Source organism: Micromonospora sp. CPCC 205739, assembly GCF_036906795.1.
Lineage (GTDB): Bacteria > Actinomycetota > Actinomycetes > Mycobacteriales > Micromonosporaceae > Micromonospora.
Map to the genome: position 1 here is coordinate 272,992 of NZ_JBAKHS010000004.1, position 18,966 is coordinate 291,957.

Consider the following 18,966-nt stretch of genomic DNA (forward strand, 5'->3'; position numbering starts at 1 on the left):
TGCCCGGCCGCCGGCGCCGGCGCCGCAACGAAGGGCACAACGAGGTGCAGTACTACGACAACGTCGTCGAGTTGATCGGCAACACCCCGCTGGTACGACTGCGCAACGTCACCGAGGGCATCCAGGCCACCGTGCTGGCGAAGGTGGAGTACCTCAACCCGGGCGGTTCGGTGAAGGACCGGATCGCGCTGCGGATGGTGGAGGACGCCGAGGCCGCGGGCATTCTGAAGCCGGGCGGCACCATCGTCGAGCCGACCAGCGGCAACACCGGCGTCGGGCTGGCCCTGGTGGCGCAGCTCAAGGGCTACAAGTGCGTCTTCGTCTGCCCGGACAAGGTCAGCCAGGACAAGCAGGACGTGCTGCGCGCGTACGGCGCCGAGGTGGTGGTCTGCCCGACCGCCGTCGCGCCGGAGGACCCGCGCTCCTACTACAACGTCTCCGACCGGCTGGCCCGGGAGATCCCCGGCGCCTGGAAGCCCAACCAGTACAGCAACCCGGCCAACCCGCGCTCGCACTACGAGACGACCGGCCCCGAGCTGTGGAAGCAGACCGAGGGCGGGCTCACCCACTTCGTGGCCGGCGTCGGCACCGGCGGCACCATCTCCGGCATCGGCCGGTACCTGAAGGAGGCCTCCGAGGGCCGGGTGCGGGTCATCGGCGCGGACCCGGAGGGCTCGGTCTACTCCGGCGGCACCGGCCGGCCGTACCTGGTCGAGGGCGTCGGCGAGGACTTCTGGCCGGAGACCTACGACCGGGGCGTCGCCGACGAGATCATCGAGGTCTCGGACAAGGCCTCGTTCGAGATGACCCGGCGGCTGGCCCGCGAGGAGGGGATGCTGGTCGGCGGCTCCTGCGGGATGGCCGTGGTGGCCGCCCTGGAGGTGGCCCGCAAGGCCGGCCCGGACGACGTGATCGTCGTGCTGCTGCCGGACAGCGGCAAGGGCTACCTGTCGAAGATCTTCAACGACACCTGGATGGCCCGGTACGGCTTCCTGGACAACTCGGGCACCGAGCCGACCGTCGCCGACGCGCTCGCCAGCAAGCCGGGCGGCCTGCCCGAGCTGGTGCACGTGCACCCGACCGAGACGGTCCGCGACGCGATCGACTACATGCGCGAGTACGGCGTCTCGCAGTTGCCGGTGCTCAAGGCCGAGCCGCCGGTGGTGACCGGCGAGGTGGCCGGCTCGATCGCCGAGAAGGACCTGCTCGACGCGCTCTTCACCGGGCAGGCGCACCTGCACGACACCATCGAGCGGCACATGGCCGAGCCGCTGCCGATGATCGGCGGCGGCCAGCCGGTGAGCGAGGCCGTCGGCCTGCTGGAGAAGTCCGACGCCGCCCTGGTGCTGGTCGACGGCAAGCCCAAGGGCGTCCTCACCCGCCAGGACCTCCTCGCCCACCTCGGCGCCCGCTGACCCACCCCCACCCCCTCCCTCCCCGCGGGGGAGGGGGAGGGGAGTCAGCGGTTCAGCTCGGTGGGGACCGCGACCACGTCGACGAGGGTGTCCGCGTCGCCCAGCTCCACCGGCGGCACGGTCGCCTCGTCCACCCGCAGCACCGCCAGGTCGGAGAGCGGGTCCGCGCCGACCACCCGGAACCGCACCTCGGTGCCGTCGCCGAAGGCGGCCGAGCCGTCCCGGGCGCCCTGCACCACGTGGGCGCTGGTCAGCAGCAGGCCGTCGGTGCCCACGGTGATCGCGGAGCCGGCGCCCGCCCCGCGCGTGGTCCGCACCGACAGGGCGGCCACGCTGGGCAGCACCCGGGCCGCCACGCCGGTGACGACCCGGGAGTACGCGTCGAGCGCGGCGTCCTCCGCCCGCTCGGTGTGATCGGTGTCCATGCATCCGGCAACGCGACCGGATCGACGGGCATGCCCCGATCAGCTCAGAGCGAACGGCCGGGTCACAGCGGTCGGGCGTACCGGACCTGCGCGACGACGACGGGGCCGAAGTGCTCGTCGCGCCGGGTGCCCTCGGGCGTCCAGCCGCCGCGCTCGTAGAAGCGACGCGCGGAGTCGTTCTGCGCCAGCACCCAGAGCGCCGCCCGGGACCAGCCCCGCGCCCGCATGGCGTCCAGGGCGTCGACCATCAGCTCCCGGCCGGTGCCCCGGCCCCGCTCGTCGGGGTCGAGGTGGATGGCGTTGAGCAGCCCGGTGCCCGGGTCGCCGTCGTCGTCCGGGCCCAGGTAGCTGAAGCCGACCAGCCGGCCGTCGCGCTCGGCCACGGTCATCCGGTGGTCGTCGCGCTCCCAGCCGAACCGCTCGACCCAGTACCGGCCCATCGCCTCGGGCGTCGGGTCGGCCAGCGCCTCGGCGGGCAGGAACGAGGAGTAGGCGGCCACCCGGGACCGCTGGTGCAGCGCACCGATTCCCATCAGGTCGTCGTCGGTGGCGGGGCGGAGCGTGACGGTCACCCGGCCGAGGCTACCCGGCGGGGCGGGACCGGCACGGTGGCCAGGTCCTCGGCGATCACCAGGTCACCGGCGAAGTGCTCGCGGGCCTCGTCGGCGAAGCGCCGCGGGTCGGAGTACCGCTGGGAGAAGTGGGTGAGCACCAGCCGGCGTACCCCCGACTCGGTCGCCACCCGCGCGGCCTGAGCCGCGGTCAGGTGGCCGACCTCGGCGGCCAGGGCGGCCTCCGACTCCAGGAAGGTCGACTCGATGACCAGCAGGTCGGCGTGTTCGGCGAGGGCGTACACCGCGTCGCAGAGCCCGGTGTCCATCACGAAGGCGAACCGCTGGCCCGGTCGGGGCACGCTCACCTCGTCCCGGGTGACGCGGCGTCCCTCCAGGTCCAGGTGGCCGACGCGGAGCAGCTCCCCGACAGCCGGCCCCACGATTCCGTACGCGGACAGCCGATCCGGCAGCATCCGGCGGGCGTCCGGCTCCACCAGCCGGTAGCCGTACGTCTCGATCGGGTGCCGCAGCCGGCGGGCCTCCAGCGTGCCGACGCCCAGGGTGATCCGCTGCCCGTCCGCCTCGATCGGCTCGACGGCCAGCTCGGCGGTCTCGTGGAAGGAGGTGGCGTGGCGCAGCCGGGCGAAGTACTCGGCCCCGCCGGCCGGGAAGTGCGCCGCCACCCGGTGCGGCACCCGGTCCAGGGAGAGCCGCTGGATGATCCCGGGCAGGCCGAGGCAGTGGTCGCCGTGGAAGTGGGTGACGCAGATCCGGGTCAGGTCGGTGGCGGTGACGCCGGTGTGCAGCAACTGCCGCTGGCTGCCCTCACCCGGGTCGAAGAGGATCACCTCGTCGTCCCAGCGCAGCACGTACCCGTTGTGGTTGCGCTGCCGGGTGGGGGCCTGGCTGGCCGTCCCGAGCACCACCAGCTCGCGCATCGACACGGACTCTCCCGGGATATGAAGCGACCCCCGGGGCTTCCGCGCTCGCGCGCGGGCCGGCTGGACTGGGCCGGCACCCCGGGGGTCGGGTGGCTGTCGTGGTTTCGCCGCACCGCTGCCACACGGTCTCGACGATCGTGCATGCCCGCCTCGCGGCGGACGAGTTTTCACTGTCGAGGACAGCGGCTAGCGGACAGCCACCTCACGAGTCCGATTGCTATACAAGTCTGGACCACCTCCTTTCCCGTGTACCGCCACGCTATCGACTCCTGCGGGGCACCGGCAACGGATTTCGATCACAGGGCCGGGCGGAATGTCCGGCGGTGGTGCAGGTGTTCGTCGCGGGATCGACGGGCGGACCGGTCAGGTCGAGTCGGCGATGCCGATCGGACCCTCACGCGGCCCCTCCTCGCTGGCCGGCTGCACCGCCAGTGACGGGAAGTCGGCCAGGTCGCCCTCCGGCTCGGCGTCCCACTCCGGGAAGACCAGCTCGCTCTGCAGGTAGAGGCAGAGCAGTTGGGTGAGGTGGCGCAGCCCGTCCAGGTGGGTGCGCTCGTGGCCGTGGGTGGCGTCCACGCCGAAGCCGAGCAGCGCCACCCGGGCGTGTGCGCCGGCCTCGACCGCCGCCGCCACGTCCGAGCGGTAGTAGTCGAAGACGTCCCGGACCAGGTCGACGCCGTGCTCCCGGGCGATCGAGGCGAGGTTGCGGGTCAGGTGGTAGTCGAACGGGCCCACCCCGTCGCCCATCGCCAGCGTCGCCGCGTGCTCCCGGGACTGCTGGCCGGGGGCGACCACCGCCGCGTCCACCGAGACGATCTCCGCGACGTCCGGGTCGAGGCCGTGGCTGGCGCCGTGGCCGATCTCCTCGGTGACGGTGACCAGCAGGTGCGCGGTGACCACCGGGGTGACCCCGGCGTCGACCATCGCCTTCAAGGCGGTGAGCACGGCGGCCACGCCGGCCTTGTCGTCCAGGTGCCGGGACTTGACGTACCCGCTGGGGGTGATCGTCGGGTTGGGCAGGAACGCCACGAAGTCGCCCGCGTCGATGCCGAGCGCCCGGAGGCCGGCGATGTCGTCGACCGGCTCGTCGACCCGGACCTCGACGTGCTCCCAGCCGACGCCCTGGCTGTCGACGTCGTCGTTGTACCGGTGCCCGCTGGCCTTCAACGGCAGCACCTGGCCGGTGATCACCCGGTCCAGGTCGTCGGTGAAGATCCGGACGTGGGCGCCCTCGGCGAACCGGGCGCTGTGCGTACCGATGGTCTTCAGCTCCAGCCGGCCGTTCTCCTTGAGCCGCTTCACCATCCCGCCGATGGTGTCGGTGTGCACCACGATCGCCCGGTCCGCCCCGGTCTGGCGGGGCCCGGGCAGGCAGGCGCTCAGCGCACCGCGCCGGGTCAGCGTGGAGGAGATGCCCAGCGCGGAGAGGCGCTCGCCGACGTACTGCTGCACGTGGTCGGTACGCCCCGACGGGCTGGGGATCTCCAGCAGCTCCAGCAGCACCTGGCGCAGGTAGTCCAGGTCGATCTCCAGTGGCTTCGGGCTCACGCGGCACCTCCCGGGCCGGCCGGGGACCAGAGCCGCTGCGGTGCCCGGGTGCCGGGGAAGAGCAGGTCGACGAAGCGCTCGGCGGTGGGCTGCGGCTCGTGGTTGGCCAGCCCGGGCCGCTCGTTGGCCTCGATGAAGACGTGCTCCGGCCGGTCCGGCGCGGGAACCAGCAGGTCCAGCCCGGTCACCGGGATGTCCAGCGCGCGGCTCGCCGCCACGCAGGCCTCGGCGATCGCCGGGTGCAGCTCGGCGGTGACGTCGTGGATGGTGCCGCCGGTGTGCAGGTTCGCCGTCCGGCGGACGGCCAGCACCTCGCCCTCGGGCAGCACGTCGGTCATCCGGTACCCGGCCTCTGCGACCACCTCGCGGGTCATCTCGTCGACCGGGATGCGGGACTCGCCCCCGGTGGCGGCGGCCCGCCGGCGGCTCTGCCGGTCGATCAGCGCGGCGATGTCGTGCACGCCGTCGCCGGTCACCTGGGCCGGGCGGCGGACGGCGGCGGCCACCACCTCGTGGTCGATGACGATCACCCGCAGGTCCTCGCCGTCGCGCAGCTCCTCGATCAGCACGTCCGGGCAGAACCGGCGGGCCAGCTCGACGGCGGCGGTCAGCGCCTCGACGGTGCGGACGCCGACGGTGATGCCGTTGCCCTGCTCGCCCCGCGCCGGCTTGACCACCACCGGGCCGACCTCGGTGAGGAAGGCGAGGTCGTCCGGGCCGCCGGTGGCGGTCCGGCCGCGTGGCACCGACAGCCCGGCCTCGGCGAGGATCCGCCGGGTGACCCGCTTGTCGTCGCAGCGGCTCATCGCCACCGCCGAGGTCAGCTCGGAGAGCGACTCCCGGGTGTGGATCGTCCGGCCGCCGTTGGTCAGCCGCAGCTCGCCCCAGCGCGGGTCGGTGACCTCGACCCGGATGCCGCGCCGCATCGCCTCGTCGGCGACGATCTTCGCGTACGGGTTGAGGTCGTCGTACCCGGCCGGGGCGGCGGGCAGGAAGAGCCGCTCGTTGATCGGGTTCTTCCGCTTCACGCAGAGCGTGGCGGTCCGGTGGAAGCCCAGCCGCTCGTAGAGCCGGATCGCGCCGGAGTTCTCGGCGAGCACGGACAGGTCCACGAAGGCCCGACCCCGCTCGTCCAGCCGGTCGGCCAGCCCGGTCAGCAGCGCCTGGCCGGTGCCGGGCGGCGCGGTGTTGAAGTCGACGGTCAGGCACCAGAGGCTGGCGCCGTTCTCCGGATCGGCGAAGACCGCCACGTGGTCCACGCCGGTGATGGTGCCGACGATCTCGCCGGTGGCCGCCTCGGCGACCAGGTGCAGGAAGCGGTCGGTGCCGGCGTTGTCGACCAGCACGTCGACCGGCGCGGTGACCATGCCGTTGCGGGCGTAGATCCGGTTGACCGCGTCCGCGTCGTCGGCGTCGCGCAGCGGACGGATCACCAGGCCGGGGATCTCGTCGTCGCCGTCGATGGCGGCCGGACGCCGCTCGCCCAGCGGCAGCCGGTAGGTCAGCGACGGGTCGATGAACAACTCGTCCGGCAGCCGGGACACCAGCACGTGCGGGTCGCGCAGGTAGATGCAGATGTCCCGGGCGCCGGCCGCCTCGGAGCGCAGCACGTCCGCGACGGCCGCCTGGTGGGTGAAGGTCTGGCCGAAGACCAGCCGTCCCCAGCCGCAGTCCAGCACCACGCCCGCCTCGTCGGTGTTGGGCGTGCGGTCCTCCGGCGTGCCGGGCGCGACCGGGTCGCCGCCGGGGCCGACCCGCTCCCGGCGTCGGCCCGGCACGCGGTCCCAATCCCGGTCCCGGTCCCGGTCCCGGTCGATGGTCGTCACGGTCTCGGTCATGGTCAGTCGATCCCGTGGCTCTGGAGCCACATTTCCAGGAGTCCCAGCTGCCACAGCTTGTTTCCGTTCAACGGGGTGAGTTCGGCGTTCGGGTCGGCGAGCAGCGCGTCGACGTAGTCGGCGCGGAACAGGTCGCGCCGGCGGGCGGCGGGCGCGGAGAGCGCGTCGCGTACCCGGTCGAGCAGCTTGCCCTCCAGGTGGGTGAGGCCCGGCACCGGGAAGTAGCCCTTGGGCCGGTCGATCACCTCGTGCGGCAGGACCCGGCGGCCGATCTCCTTGAGCACGCCCTTGCCGCCCTGGGCCAGCTTCAGCTCGGGCGGGCAGCTCGCGGCCAGCTCCACGAACTCGTGGTCGAGGAACGGCACCCGGGCCTCCAGCCCGTGCGCCATGGTCATGTTGTCCACCCGCTTCACCGGGTCGTCGGTCAGCATGATCTGGGTGTCGATCCGCAGGCCGGCGTCGACCGCGGTCTGCGCGCCCGGCCGGGCCAGGTGCGCGGCCACGAACTCCCGCGCCGGGTCACCGTCGGCCAGCCGGTCCGGGTTGAGCACCCGGGCCAGGCCGGCCGCGTCCCGGTCGAAGAACGCCTTCGCGTACGTCTCCAGGGCCCGCTCCCGGTCGATGCCGGCCAGCGGCGGGTACCAGTGGTAGCCGCCGAGGATCTCGTCGGCGCCCTGCCCGGACTGGACCACCTTGACGTGCCGCGACACCTCCTGGCTGAGCAGGTAGAAGGCGACGCAGTCGTGGCTGACCATCGGCTCGCTCATCGCCGCGACGGCCGCCTCCAGCGGCGGCACCAGGTCGCCGGCGGCCACCTTGAGCTGGTGGTGGTCGGTGTCGAAGGTCTTCGCGATCAGGTCGGAGTAGACGAACTCGTCGCCCTCCCGGCCGCCGACCGAGTCGAAGCCGATGGAGAAGGTGGAGAGGCCGGACTGCCCCTCGCCGGCCAGCAGCGCGACCACCAGGCTGGAGTCCAGGCCGCCGGAGAGCAGCACGCCGACCGGCACGTCGGCCACCATCCGGCGGCGCACGGCGGTGGTCAGCGACTCCAGCAGGGCGTCCTGCCAGTCCTGTTCGGACCAGTCGGCCCGCTCGGCGGCCCGGGTGAACGACGGGTCCCAGTAGACCCGCTCGTGGGTGCGGCCGTCCGGCTCGTAGACCCGCACGGTCGCCGGGGGCAGCTTGGTGACGCCGCGCAGGATGGTCCGCGGCGGCGGCACGATGCTGTGGAAGCTCAGGTAGTGGGCGAGCGCCACGGTGTCGATCTCGGTGTCCACGCCGCCGCCGGCCAGCAGCGCCGGCAGGGTGCTGGCGAAGCGCACCGTGCCGGGCGTCTCGGCCAGGTAGAGCGGCTTGATGCCGAGCCGGTCCCGGGCCAGCACCAGCCGGCCGGTGTCCCGCTCGGTGATCGCCACGGCGAACATGCCGATCAGGTGGTCGACGAAGTCGAGCCCCCACTCGGCGTACGCCTTGACGACGACCTCGCTGTCGCCGGAGGAGAAGAAGCGGTGCCCCTTGGCCTGCAACTCCGCGCGCAGTTCCCGGTAGTTGTAGACGCAGCCGTTGAAGACGCCGGTCAGTCCCGAGTCGGGGTCGACCAGCGGCTGCCCGCTCGCCGCCGACAAGTCGATGATCTTCAGGCGCCGGTGCCCGAGGGCGATCGGCCCCTGGGCCCAGACCCCGCTGTCGTCGGGGCCCCGGTCGCTCATCGTCGCCGCCATGCGCTCCACCGCCGCGATATCGGCCCGTGAGCCGTCACGGCGGAACTCCCCAGCCAGTCCGCACATGCCAGGCAATGCTGCCAGAGGTCGTTGCGGTTCGCCTGTTGAGCTGATGTCGGTGGCATTGGGTGTTTGCTAGAATGCGCGCCGCTTCTTCCCGGCCCCGTGGTCACTGCCGACTTTTCCGCCGGCGGACGGGCCGCTGCCCGGATCGGAGCGGGCCTGCGGTGTGACAAACACCGCAGGCCCGTCGACGAACGTCAGGCCGGTCAGCCGGCGGTGCGGGCCACCCCGACCGGGCAGCTCAGCCCGTTGGGGCCGTGGTTGCAGTACCCGTTCGGGTTCTTGGTCGGGGCGAGGTACTGCTGGTGGTAGTCCTCGGCGAAGTAGTACGCACCGAGCGGCGTGATCTCCGTGGTGATCTCACCCTTGCCGGCCCGGGCCACGATCGGCGCGAACGCGTCCCGCGACGCCTCCGCGGTCGCCCGCTGCTCGTCGGTGGTGGTGTAGATCGCCGAGCGGTACTGGGTACCCACGTCGTTGCCCTGGCGCATGCCCTGGGTCGGGTCGTGGTTCTCCCAGAAGACCTTGAGCAGGTCCTCGTAGCTGATCTTCGCGGGGTCGTAGACCACCTGAACCACCTCGGCGTGCCCGGTCATCCCCGAGCAGACCTCCTCGTACGTCGGGTTCGGCGTGCTGCCGCCCGCGTAGCCGGCGGAGGTGGTGATCACCCCGGGCAGGGTCCAGAACAGCCGCTCGGCCCCCCAGAAACAGCCCATGCCGAAGACGGCGACCTGGGCACCCTCCGGGAACGGACCCTTCAGGGTCGACGGCAGCACCTCGTGCCGGTCACCGATCGGCATCGCGATCATGCGGCCTGGCAGGGCCTGGTCGGGGGTGGGCAGTTCGGCCTTCATGCGGCGAAGGAACACGGTGGGACTCCTTTCGGTACCTCTCCCCGCGTGCAACGCCGGCGGGCCCCGGTTCCTTACCCATCCCTCGGGCATTCAGCGTGGGGAACGCCTCTTGTATCGGCTCCTGGCGTAGTCGGTCACCCATCTCCGGCTGCTACGCCAGGTGCCGTCGTCGCCCTTGATCGCCTTGAGCCGGCCGCGCGTGGCGGCGACTCTGAGGGCGTTCTCGGACAGGTCCGGGGTGGCGAGTGCCGGTAGCGGTAGCAGTTTGACCGGACCGGCCACGGCGGGCATCACGAATCGGTACAGGTTCGCCGTGACGCTGCGCGCGATCAACTCACCGAGCAGTCCGGCGTCGCCTGCGTCAGCCCTTCGCATGGCTTTGAGGTAGGCGTCCCGGTCGCGCTTGTAGATGATCGCCGGTGGGTAGCCCAGCCTGCCGAGCAGGAGGCTGAGCACGAGTCGGCCCGTCCGTCCGTTCCCGTCGAGGAAGGGGTGGATGACCTCGAACTCGTTGTGCAGGACCGCGAGTCGTTCCGCCAGTGGGCTCGGGCGGTCCTGGGGGAGTTCGTTCACCCTGCCCAACCAACTGTCCATGCGTGCGTCGATCTCCGGCCAGGAGGGTGGCTTCATCCCACCCGGGAAGCGGGCGATCTCGTGCCGCCGGAAGCTGCCCGGCCCTTCGGTGTCGCTGGCGTGGGGGTGCGGGGCGACCGTCCAGACCGGCGTCATCGCCAGGTAGTGGATGTGGCGGACCTCCTGCAGGGAAAGCAGCGCGGAGGACTGCCAGTCGCCCGGCGCGAGGGCCTGGCCGTACACCCATCGGGCGGCGTCGGCGTAGCCCCTGACCTCCATGTAGTCGCGCAGTGGTTTGGCACCGACGGCCCGTCCCTCCTCCAGGAGCTTCTCCACCTCCTGCAGGACGAGCGTGTTCCCTTCGATGGCGGTGCTGTGGTGTGCCTCCTGGTGCCAGATGTCGGACCAGATGTCCTCGGCCTCGTTCGGCGTGGGCAGGCCACCCAGCCGTTCCCGCAATTCTCGAACGGCGTCTTCCATCCGCTGGTACACCGCAGCACGGGGTGGGCGGCCAGGTCCGGACATGTTCAACTCCGATTTTGTTCGGTTGAAGCGATTCAAACTGTACCGAACAAAATCGGCGACTTTTGTTCGTGACGCGCCCAACGAATTGAACCGAACAAAACCACGCTGGACCGGGCGGGCTGTTACTCGATCACAGCTCTCTCAGGCAGGTGCCAGGGCGGCGGCGACGCGGGCGGCGTGTGCCTCGGCCTCGGCGTCGTCGGCGTAGCGGGTGCGCGGCCAGAAGAAGCCGCGCAGGCCGTCGCCCTTCGTGCGGGGCACCACGTGGGTGTGCAGATGCGGGACGGACTGGGACACCTTGTTGTTCATCGCCACGAACGTCCCGCCGGCCCCGAGTCCGGTCTCGACCGCCACCACGAGGCGTTGGACCAGGCGGAAGTAGCCGGGCAGCGCGTCCGCCGGCAGGTCGGAGAGGCTGATCAGGTGGGTGCGGGGCACCACCAGCACGTGCCCCTTGAAGACCGGCCGGGTGTCCAGGAAGGCGACGCCGTCCGGCTCGTCGGCCACCCGGAACGCCGGCACCTCGCCCGCCACGATCCCGCAGAACACGCACCCGCTCATCCGGGCAGCGTAATGCCGGACAGGGGGGTCGCCCGCCCCCGCGACACGGGTCGCTGGGCGTACGCCTCGGCGGCTGGCGGGGCGGAGTCCGGGCGCTGTGGAGCTGACGTCGTAGACGATTCATCCGAGCCCTCGGGCACCCGCCGGTCGTCTCCCAGTGACCAGCAAGTCCGGAGAAGTACTGCGGGTGCACCTGTTGTCGTCCCAGCGACAAGAGATGACCCGAAGGTGACGGCGGTGACCGGCTTCACCGGGTGCGGCTGCGTTGCCTCCGGGTGGTTGGTGCGGGCCGTGAATCGTCTACGTCATCAGCTCCACAGGGAGCGTGGGGCACACTCGGACCGCGCCCGACGGGGAGAGCGGGGCGACCCGCGGGCGGGTTCCGCCCGCCCCGGCGGACGGGCGGACTAACGTCTCGGGAATGAGTCACGGCTTCGAGACGCTCGCCATCCACGCCGGCCAGGACCCCGAGGCCCGCACCGGCGCGGTGATCCCACCGATCTACCAGACCAGCACCTACGCCCAGGACGCCGTCGGCGCGCCCCGCAACGGCTACGAGTACAGCCGCTCCGGCAACCCCACCCGGGACGCACTGCAGGAGTGCCTCGCCGCCCTGGAGGGCGGCCCGGTGGCGCTCGCCTTCGCCAGCGGCCTGGCCGCCGAGGACACCCTGCTGCGCACCGTCTGCAAGCCGGGTGACCACGTGGTGATCCCGGACGACGCGTACGGCGGCACCTACCGCCTCTTCGCCCGGGTCGCCGAGCGCTGGGGGCTGGACTACACCCCGGCCAAGGTCTCCGACATCGACGCCGTCCGGGCAGCCATGCGTCCCACCACCAAGATCGTCTGGGTGGAGACGCCGACCAACCCGCTGCTCGGCATCGCCGACATCGCCGCCCTGGCCGCCGTCGCGCACGACGCCGGGGCGCTGCTGGCGGTCGACAACACCTTCGCCTCGCCGTACCTGCAGCAGCCGATCGCGCACGGCGCGGACGTGGTGGTCCACTCGACCACCAAGTACATCGGCGGGCACTCCGACGTGGTCGGTGGCGCGCTGATCGCCGCCGACGCCGGCCTCGGCGAGGAACTGCGCTACCACCAGAACGCGATGGGCGCGATCAACGGACCCTTCGACGCCTGGCTCACCCTGCGCGGCATCAAGACCCTCGGGGTACGCATGGACCGGCACTGCGACAACGCCGAGCGGATCGCCGCGTACCTGGACGGGCACGCCAAGGTCGGTCAGGTCATCTACCCGGGCCTGCCCGCGCACCCCGGCCACGAGGTGGCCGCGAAGCAGATGCGCCGGTTCGGCGGCATGATCTCCTTCCGCGCCGCCGGTGGCGAGGAGCACGCCGTGGAGATCTGCAACCGGGCCAAGCTCTTCGTGCTCGCCGAGTCGCTCGGCGGCGTCGAGTCCCTGATCGAGCACCCGGGCCGGATGACACACGCAAGTGCTGCGGGCTCGCCGCTTGAAGTTCCCGGCGATCTCGTGCGACTGTCTGTCGGCATCGAAACGGTCGACGACCTGCTCGCCGATCTGGAGCAGGCACTGGGCTGACCGCTGGCTGGGGAGGATGGCCGTGCAGGACATCATGCCGACCTGGGTCGGAGCGACCGCCAAGCAGATCGCCAGGGGCGTACGCCGCGGCGACGTCTCGGCCACCCAGGTCGTCGCCGACCACCTCGACCACATCGCCCGCGCCGACGCCGACCTCGCCGCGTTCCGCACGGTACGCGGCGGGGAGGCGATCACCGAGGCGGAGAAGGTCGACGAGCAGGAGGACCTGGCCAACCTCCCGTTGGCCGGGGTGCCGGTGGCGGTGAAGGAGAACACCGCCGTCGCCGGCCTGCCCACCTGGAACGGTTCGGCCGCGGCGTGTACCGCCGTCGCGGAGGCCGACCACGAGGTGGTCCGGCGGCTGCGCGGCGCGGGCGCGGTGATCCTCGGGGCGACCCGGATGCCGGAGCTCGGCCTCTGGGCGCTCACCGACGACGAGTCGGCGGTCACCCGCAACCCGTGGGACACCGGGCGCACCCCCGGCGGTTCCTCCGGCGGCGCCGCCGCCGCGGTGGCCGCCGGGCTGGTGCCGATCGCGCACGGCAACGACGGGCTCGGCTCGATCCGCATTCCGGCCGCCTGCTGCGGCCTGATCGGGCTCAAGCCGGGCCGGGGCGTGGTCCCCGCCCAGCTCGGCGCGGAGGACTGGTTCGGCCTCACCGAGCACGGCATGCTCACCACCACGGTCGCCGACGCCGCCGTCGGCTTCCAGGTGCTCGCCGGCCGCCGCGCCGACAAGCTGGTCCCGCCGCCCCGGTTGCGGGTCGGCGTCTCGCTGCGCTCCCCGGTGCGGGGCGTCTCGCCGGACGCCCCCAACCGGGACGCGGTGGCCGCCGCCGGCCGGCTGCTCGCCGCCGCCGGCCACGACACCGTTCCCGCCGACCCGGTCTACCCGACCGCGCTCGGCCTGCAGGGCATCGCGACGTGGTTCGCCGCGGCCGCCGTCGAGGTGCGCGCCGCCGGGATCGCGCGGCGGGACCTGCAGCGGCGCAGCCGTCGGCACGTAGCGCTCGGCGAGTGGGCGCAACGACGCGGGTACGTCCGGGAGGCCGACCGGGCCGCCTGGCGCGAGCGCTCGATCGGCTTCTTCACCGACCACTCGGTCGACCTGCTGCTCACCCCGGCGCTGGCCGGCCCGCCGCCGGAGGCCGCCTCCTGGTCCGGCCGGTCCTGGGCGGCCAACATGAAGGCCAACATCCGGTACGCCCCGTACGCCGCGCCGTGGAACATCGCCGGCCTGCCGGCCATCGTGGTGCCGGTCGGCCGGCGCCCGGACGGCCTGCCGGTCGCGGCGCAGCTGGTCGGTCCGCCCGGCTCGGAGCTGCTGCTGCTCGCGGTGGCCGGGCAGTTCGAGATGCAGGCGCCGTGGTCCCGGCACGCCCCCGGCTATCCCCGGGTCGGAACGGGGTCGCCGGCCATTGCATGATCGTCTAGCGTGTGCGCGCACCCCCCTGCCGCACCCCCTGGACGGTCACCGATGCAGTGCCAGACCTGCGGGGACGCCACGTCCCCGAGCTTCAACGAGTGCCAGAACTGCTACACCCCCCTCGGACAGCCGGCCGTCACGCCGGGGCTGGAGACCCACTCCGTACGCGGCATCGGCCTGGCCGCCTCGATCGCGGTCGGCGTCACCGCCGCGTTCTACCTGCTGTCCGCGCTCGCCCCGGTGGCCGGGATGGTGCTGGCGCGGCAGGCCGAGCGCGACGGCGACAGCGAGGTGCTCTTCGGGGCGATGCTGTTCGAGGTGGCGCTGAGCCTGCCGTTCGTGGTGGCCTACCTGACCGCCGCCGTGCTGGTCATCATCTGGACCTGGCGGGCGCGCAAGAACATCGACGCCTTCCCCGGCGCGCTGCCCTCCCTCGGTCAGGGCTGGGCGATCGCCGGTTGGCTGGTGCCGTTCGCCAACTTCGTGGTGCCCGCCCGGGTGGTGGCGAACATCGCCCGGGACAGCCTCTGGCGCCGGAGCACCCCGGGGCTGGTCGGCGTCTGGTGGGCCGCCTGGCTGCTCTTCAGCGTCGGCGAGCGGCTGTTCAGCCGCAAGAACGACCTTGAGTACGCCCGGCTGCCCGAGACGGCCGTCGACCGCGCGGACTTCCAGGCGTACGTCGACTACTACCAGGGCGCGCTCGGCCGCAACGCCATCCCGGCGATCGCCTGCGTGGTGGCCGCGGTGTCGTTCATCGTGCTGATCCGTCGGATCTCCGCCGCCCAGCAGGACCGGATCGCCCGGGCCACCCCGGCCTGGCCGGTCACCCCCGGCATGCCGGTGCCCGGTGCGTTCGCCCCGCCGCAGCCGCAGCCGCAGCCGCAGGTTGCGCCCGCGCCGCAGGTGCCGGCCGACACGCCCCCGGCGTCGCCGACGGTTCCCCCGGTGGCGGGTGGCACGATCGGGGCATGACGGAACTGGTCGGTCTCGCCGACGTACAGGCCGCGCGGGAACTGCTCGCCGGCGTCACCCGCACCACCCCGCTGGAGCCCTCCCGGCCGCTCAGCGCCGCGCTCGGCGGCCCGGCGTGGCTCAAGTGCGAGAACGTGCAGCGCGCCGGGTCGTACAAGGTGCGCGGCGCGTACGTGCGGATCTCCCGGCTGAGCGACGAGGAGCGCGCCCGGGGCGTGGTCGCGGCCAGCGCCGGCAACCACGCCCAGGGCGTCGCGCTCGCCGCCGGCCTGCTGGGCGCCCGCGCCACCGTCTTCATGCCGGTGAACGCGCCGCTGCCGAAGGTGGCCGCCACCAAGGGGTACGGCGCGCAGATCGAGCTGGTCGGCAACACCGTCGACGAGTCGCTGGTGGCGGCGCAGACCTACGCCGAGCGGACCGGCGCGGTGCTGATCCACCCGTTCGACCACCCGGACGTGATCGCCGGTCAGGGCACCGTGGCACTGGAGATCCTCGAACAGTGCCCCGACGTGAAGACCATCATCACCGGGGTCGGCGGCGGTGGCCTGATCTCCGGCATGGCGGTGGCGGCCAAGGCGCTGCGCCCCGACATCCGGGTGGTCGGGGTGCAGGCGGCCAGCGCGGCGGCCTTCCCGCCCTCGCTGGTGGCCGGCGAGCCGGTACGCCTGCCGTCCTTCGCCACCATCGCCGACGGGATCGCGGTCGGCCGGCCGGGGGAGATCACCTTCACCCACGTCCGCAAGCTGGTCGACGAGATCGTCACGGTCTCCGAGGAGGACATCTCCCGGGCGCTGCTGATGCTGCTGGAGCGCGGCAAGCAGGTGGTCGAGCCGGCCGGCGCGGTGGGCGTGGCCGCGCTGCTGGCCCGGGTCGTCGAGGTGGAGGCGCCGGTGGTCGCGGTGCTCTCCGGCGGCAACATCGACCCGCTGCTGATGCTGCGGGTGATCGAGCACGGCCTGGCCGCGGCCGGACGCTACCTGCGGGTCACCGTGCGCTGCTCGGACCGGCCCGGTCAGCTCGCCTCGCTGCTCACGGAGATCGCCGAGCACCGGGCGAACGTGGTGGACGTGGAACACCAGCGAGCCAACCCGCACCTGCGCCTCGGCGAGGTCGAGGTGGCGCTGTCGGTGGAGACCCGGGGCGTCGAGCACTCCGACACGCTGATCAGCGCCCTGCGGGCCAGCGGCTACCAGGTGGTCTTCGCAGCCGAGGCGTGACACCGGCGACGGTGCCACGCCTCGGGCCGTACGCGATGGGAACCGCCGGGTCGCGCGGACCCGGCGGGGCCGGACTCAGCCGGAGAACGGCTCGAAGCTGACCACGGTCACCTTGATGTCGGCGCCGCTCGGCGCCGTGTAGGTGCAGGTCTGGCCCGGACGGCCGCCCAGGATCGCCTTGCCGAGCGCCGACTCCGGGCTGTAGACGGTCAGCTCGGTGGTGGAGGCGATCTCCCGGGAGCCGAGCAGGAACGTCTCGGTGTCCTCCTGGTCGTCGTCGAAGTAGATCGTCACCACCATGCCGGGCGACACCACGTCGGCGGTCGGCGCCTCGCCGACCTTGGCGGTGCGCAGCAGCTCCTTGAGGTAGAGGATGCGCCCCTCGGCCTTGCCCTGCTCCTCGCGGGCGGCGTGGTAGCCACCGTTCTCCCGCAGGTCGCCTTCCTCGCGCCGGGCGTTGATCTCGGCGGCGATGGCCGGCCGGTTGGCGATGTGCTGGTCGAGCTCGGCCTTCAGGCGGTCGTACGCGTCCTGGGACAGCCAGGTGGCGGGCGCCTCGTTGTCATTGGTGGACACAGGCGTACTCCTCGATCGTGCGGAACTGGCTGACAGGTGAGTTACCAAGTTACCAGTGCGGCACACCCGCGGGTGTCGTCGATCACCACCGGCGCCGGCAACCGGACCGGTCGTATCGGGCGTTCGCGCTGGTGAGCGGGTCAGCCGGCGGGGCGGCAGCGGATCACTTCGCCGATGAAGGGCCGGGCGGTGGTGGTGATCCGGTGCTGGAAGGTGCCGTGCCGCTCACCCGGCCGGGCGCTGACCGCGACCTCGTCCCGGCCCACCTCCGCGCCGTCGTGGGAGCGGGCCCGCAGCACGCACACCGCCGTGCCGCTCTCCGGCAGGGTGACCCGGAAGTCGACGCTCACCCCGGTGTCGGTGACGTCGGTGTAGGTGATCACCTTGGCGTCGTACGTCGGGTCGCCGTAGCGGGCGTAGAGCTGGGCCGCGACCAGGCCCAGCCCGGCGACCAGGACGGCCACCAGCAGCCAGACCAGTAGCGGCCGGCGGCGGCCCTGCTCCCGGCGGCGGCCGTACCGCCCGGGCGGGAAAGCGGGCGCGCCCGGCGTGATTGTGGCGTGCGTCTCGGTCACCGGCGGGTATCTCCTGGCGTTGTTGTCGGCGGCATCGGCAAGAATGGGGAAGTTCCATGCTCCCAGCCCGTCCTGTCGTCAAGGATGACAGGTCGGCGCCGGCAGGGTCCGGCACGGGGGAGGATTCCGGCAGGTCAGCCGGGTGGCCCGGGTGGGTCGCCGGCGGGCACAGACAGGAGCGCCCAACAGTGGCAGAGCAACTGCGTCTCATGGCGGTGCACGCGCACCCCGACGACGAGTCGAGCAAGGGCGCCGCGACCATGGCGAAGTACGTCGCCGAGGGCGTGGACGTCCTGGTCGTGACGTGCACCGGCGGCGAGCGCGGCAGTGTGCTCAACCCGAAGATGGACCGCCCCGACGTCTGGGCCAACATCGGCGAGATCCGCCGCGCCGAGATGGACGCCGCCCGGGCGATCCTCGGCGTCGAGCAGGCCTGGCTCGGCTTCGTCGACTCGGGGCTGCCCGAGGGCGACCCGCTGCCGCCGCTGCCCGAGGGCTGCTTCGCCCTGGAGGACGTCGAGGTCGCCGCCGGTCCGCTGGTGCGGCTGATCCGCGAGTTCCGTCCGCACGTCGTCACCACGTACGACGAGGAGGGCGGCTACCCGCACCCCGACCACATCATGACCCACAAGATCTCCGTCGCCGCCTTCGAGGCGGCCGGCGACCCGGAGCGCTACCCGGAGCTCGGCGAGCCCTGGCAGCCGCTCAAGCTCTACTACGACATCGGCTTCTCCAAGGGCAAGATCATGGCGCTGCACGAGGCCATGCTCGCCGCCGACCTGGCCTCCCCGTACGAGGAGTGGCTCAAGCGCTGGGACGACCGCCCGGACAAGGGCCCCCGGATCACCACCCGGGTGGAGTGCGCCGACTACTTCCCGGTCCGCGACGACGCGCTGCGCGCCCACGCCACCCAGATCGACCCGGACGGCTTCTGGTTCCACGTGCCGATGGAGCTGCAGCGGCGCGCCTGGCCCACCGAGGACTTCCAGCTGGTGCGCTCGCTGGTCGACAGCCCGCTGCCCGAGTCGGACCTCTTCGCCGGGGTGCGCGAGACGGCCCATGCCCGCTGACCGGGCGGGGGGCTACGCTGAAGTCCCACCGCACATCGGAGAAACACCATGCTGACCGCCGCTCAGGTGCTCGCGGAGAACAACTTCGGGGACACCCGCACGGGTGGCCTGGCCGGGCCGACGGGCCTGTTCCTCATCCTGCTCCTGGCCACCGCCACCATCCTGCTGATCCGCAACATGAACTCCCGGCTGCGTCGGCTGCCCGACCGGTTCCCGGCGCCGGGGCAGGCCGACACGTCGGCCGCCGATCCGGCGGGTGGGGCCTCGGCGCAGGAATCCCCCACAGACACCCCCAACGGCCACCAGCAGCACCGGAACGGGTAGTCAGAGCGTGATTCACGCCGATCCGGGTCGTCAGCCCCTGTTGCGGCCACCCGGATTGGCTTAGCCTTCCGCCGGGGGGACCGAAAAGTCCCTGAGCCGTGCGCGGGAGGGGGCGCCATGACCGTCGCAGCAGCGCCCGTCCCGGGCACCCCCCGTGGGCCGGCGGACGGAGCGGGCCGGTGACGTCCGGCAGGGCCGGCGAGCACCTCGACCGGCCGGAGACAGCC

General features: G+C 72.6%; 18 protein-coding genes. 7 read left to right on the forward strand and 11 right to left on the reverse strand.

The window, feature by feature from the left end; genetic code table 11:
* Positions 1-44: 44 nt before the first annotated feature.
* Entirely contained in the window at positions 45-1,415 is a 1,371-nt protein-coding gene (locus V6U88_RS09510) for a cystathionine beta-synthase (RefSeq protein WP_334451651.1), read from the forward strand.
* Between the two features lie 44 nt (positions 1,416-1,459).
* Here V6U88_RS09510 and V6U88_RS09515 read toward each other — a convergent pair whose 3' ends face one another.
* The 9 genes from V6U88_RS09515 to V6U88_RS09555 all read right to left on the reverse strand — a co-directional run bounded on the left by V6U88_RS09515 (position 1,460) and on the right by V6U88_RS09555 (position 11,018).
* The gene (locus V6U88_RS09515; RefSeq protein ID WP_334451652.1) at positions 1,460-1,840 is read right to left on the reverse strand and encodes a trypsin-like peptidase domain-containing protein; all 381 of its coding nucleotides are present in this window, start codon (positions 1,838-1,840) and stop codon (positions 1,460-1,462) included.
* Between the two features lie 62 nt (positions 1,841-1,902).
* Positions 1,903-2,412, reverse strand: coding sequence for a GNAT family N-acetyltransferase (locus V6U88_RS09520; protein ID WP_334451653.1), 510 nt, complete (start codon positions 2,410-2,412; stop codon positions 1,903-1,905).
* Positions 2,409-3,338, reverse strand: a complete 930-nt coding sequence (locus V6U88_RS09525; RefSeq protein ID WP_334451654.1) for a ribonuclease Z — start codon at positions 3,336-3,338, stop codon at positions 2,409-2,411. The genes V6U88_RS09520 and V6U88_RS09525 overlap by 4 nt, the downstream gene beginning before the upstream one ends.
* Positions 3,339-3,698: 360 nt before the next feature.
* Positions 3,699-4,883 carry an osmoprotectant NAGGN system M42 family peptidase gene (locus tag V6U88_RS09530; RefSeq protein ID WP_334451655.1) on the reverse strand — a complete coding sequence of 395 codons (1,185 nt, stop codon included), beginning with the start codon at positions 4,881-4,883 and terminating at the stop codon, positions 3,699-3,701.
* Complete coding sequence (gene ngg / locus V6U88_RS09535; RefSeq protein ID WP_334451656.1) at positions 4,880-6,721, reverse strand: N-acetylglutaminylglutamine synthetase; 1,842 nt, start codon at positions 6,719-6,721, stop codon at positions 4,880-4,882. Before ngg ends, V6U88_RS09530 begins: the two co-directional genes overlap by 4 nt.
* Before the next feature lie 2 nt (positions 6,722-6,723).
* Positions 6,724-8,508 carry an N-acetylglutaminylglutamine amidotransferase gene (locus V6U88_RS09540; protein WP_334451657.1) on the reverse strand — a complete coding sequence of 595 codons (1,785 nt, stop codon included), beginning with the start codon at positions 8,506-8,508 and terminating at the stop codon, positions 6,724-6,726.
* A 203-nt stretch (positions 8,509-8,711) separates the two neighbouring features.
* Positions 8,712-9,374 (reverse strand): peptide-methionine (S)-S-oxide reductase MsrA, encoded by a 663-nt coding sequence (gene msrA / locus V6U88_RS09545; RefSeq protein ID WP_334451658.1) that lies wholly within the window; start codon positions 9,372-9,374, stop codon positions 8,712-8,714.
* Positions 9,375-9,449: 75 nt separating this feature from the next.
* On the reverse strand, positions 9,450-10,424 hold the full coding sequence (locus tag V6U88_RS09550; RefSeq protein ID WP_334451659.1) for a Fic family protein: 975 nt from the start codon (positions 10,422-10,424) through the stop codon (positions 9,450-9,452).
* A gap of 174 nt (positions 10,425-10,598) precedes the next feature.
* Complete coding sequence (locus V6U88_RS09555) at positions 10,599-11,018, reverse strand: HIT family protein (protein WP_334451660.1); 420 nt, start codon at positions 11,016-11,018, stop codon at positions 10,599-10,601.
* A gap of 421 nt (positions 11,019-11,439) precedes the next feature.
* Between V6U88_RS09555 and V6U88_RS09560 the strand changes: the two genes are divergently transcribed.
* Genes V6U88_RS09560 through ilvA form a run of 4 tightly spaced genes read left to right on the forward strand, consistent with a single transcriptional unit; the run spans position 11,440 to position 16,194 of the window.
* Positions 11,440-12,579 carry a cystathionine gamma-synthase gene (locus tag V6U88_RS09560; protein WP_334451661.1) on the forward strand — a complete coding sequence of 380 codons (1,140 nt, stop codon included), beginning with the start codon at positions 11,440-11,442 and terminating at the stop codon, positions 12,577-12,579.
* Between the two features lie 16 nt (positions 12,580-12,595).
* On the forward strand, positions 12,596-14,005 hold the full coding sequence (locus V6U88_RS09565) for an amidase (RefSeq protein ID WP_334451662.1): 1,410 nt from the start codon (positions 12,596-12,598) through the stop codon (positions 14,003-14,005).
* Between the two features lie 51 nt (positions 14,006-14,056).
* Positions 14,057-14,977, forward strand: a complete 921-nt coding sequence (locus tag V6U88_RS09570; RefSeq protein ID WP_334451663.1) for a DUF4328 domain-containing protein — start codon at positions 14,057-14,059, stop codon at positions 14,975-14,977.
* Positions 14,974-16,194, forward strand: coding sequence for a threonine ammonia-lyase (ilvA, locus tag V6U88_RS09575; RefSeq protein WP_334451664.1), 1,221 nt, complete (start codon positions 14,974-14,976; stop codon positions 16,192-16,194). Before V6U88_RS09570 ends, ilvA begins: the two co-directional genes overlap by 4 nt.
* Positions 16,195-16,269: 75 nt before the next feature.
* Here the strand turns inward: ilvA and greA are convergent, their stop codons facing one another.
* Entirely contained in the window at positions 16,270-16,770 is a 501-nt protein-coding gene (gene greA / locus V6U88_RS09580) for a transcription elongation factor GreA (RefSeq protein WP_334451665.1), read from the reverse strand.
* Between the two features lie 140 nt (positions 16,771-16,910).
* On the reverse strand, positions 16,911-17,345 hold the full coding sequence (locus V6U88_RS09585; RefSeq protein ID WP_334451666.1) for a DUF4307 domain-containing protein: 435 nt from the start codon (positions 17,343-17,345) through the stop codon (positions 16,911-16,913).
* 188 nt (positions 17,346-17,533) lie between these two features.
* On the opposite strand from V6U88_RS09585, the gene mca reads away from it, so the two are divergent.
* Together mca and V6U88_RS09595 are read left to right on the forward strand one after the other, a co-directional pair.
* The gene (gene mca, locus V6U88_RS09590) at positions 17,534-18,415 is read left to right on the forward strand and encodes a mycothiol conjugate amidase Mca (RefSeq protein ID WP_334451667.1); all 882 of its coding nucleotides are present in this window, start codon (positions 17,534-17,536) and stop codon (positions 18,413-18,415) included.
* 48 nt (positions 18,416-18,463) lie between these two features.
* Positions 18,464-18,739: a hypothetical protein gene (locus V6U88_RS09595; RefSeq protein WP_334451668.1), complete on the forward strand. Its 276-nt coding sequence runs from the start codon at positions 18,464-18,466 to the stop codon at positions 18,737-18,739.
* Positions 18,740-18,966: the final 227 nt, after the last annotated feature.

Coding starts and splice junctions, on each gene's coding strand:
- V6U88_RS09515 (WP_334451652.1), bottom strand. CDS start 1,840: ATGGACACCGATCACACCGAGCGGGCGGAGGACGCCGCGCTCGACGCG.
- ngg (WP_334451656.1), bottom strand. CDS start 6,721: ATGACCGAGACCGTGACGACCATCGACCGGGACCGGGACCGGGACCGG.
- V6U88_RS09540 (WP_334451657.1), bottom strand. CDS start 8,508: ATGTGCGGACTGGCTGGGGAGTTCCGCCGTGACGGCTCACGGGCCGAT.
- V6U88_RS09555 (WP_334451660.1), bottom strand. CDS start 11,018: ATGAGCGGGTGCGTGTTCTGCGGGATCGTGGCGGGCGAGGTGCCGGCG.
- V6U88_RS09560 (WP_334451661.1), top strand. CDS start 11,440: ATGAGTCACGGCTTCGAGACGCTCGCCATCCACGCCGGCCAGGACCCC.
- V6U88_RS09565 (WP_334451662.1), top strand. CDS start 12,596: ATGGCCGTGCAGGACATCATGCCGACCTGGGTCGGAGCGACCGCCAAG.
- V6U88_RS09570 (WP_334451663.1), top strand. CDS start 14,057: ATGCAGTGCCAGACCTGCGGGGACGCCACGTCCCCGAGCTTCAACGAG.
- ilvA (WP_334451664.1), top strand. CDS start 14,974: ATGACGGAACTGGTCGGTCTCGCCGACGTACAGGCCGCGCGGGAACTG.
- V6U88_RS09595 (WP_334451668.1), top strand. CDS start 18,464: ATGCTGACCGCCGCTCAGGTGCTCGCGGAGAACAACTTCGGGGACACC.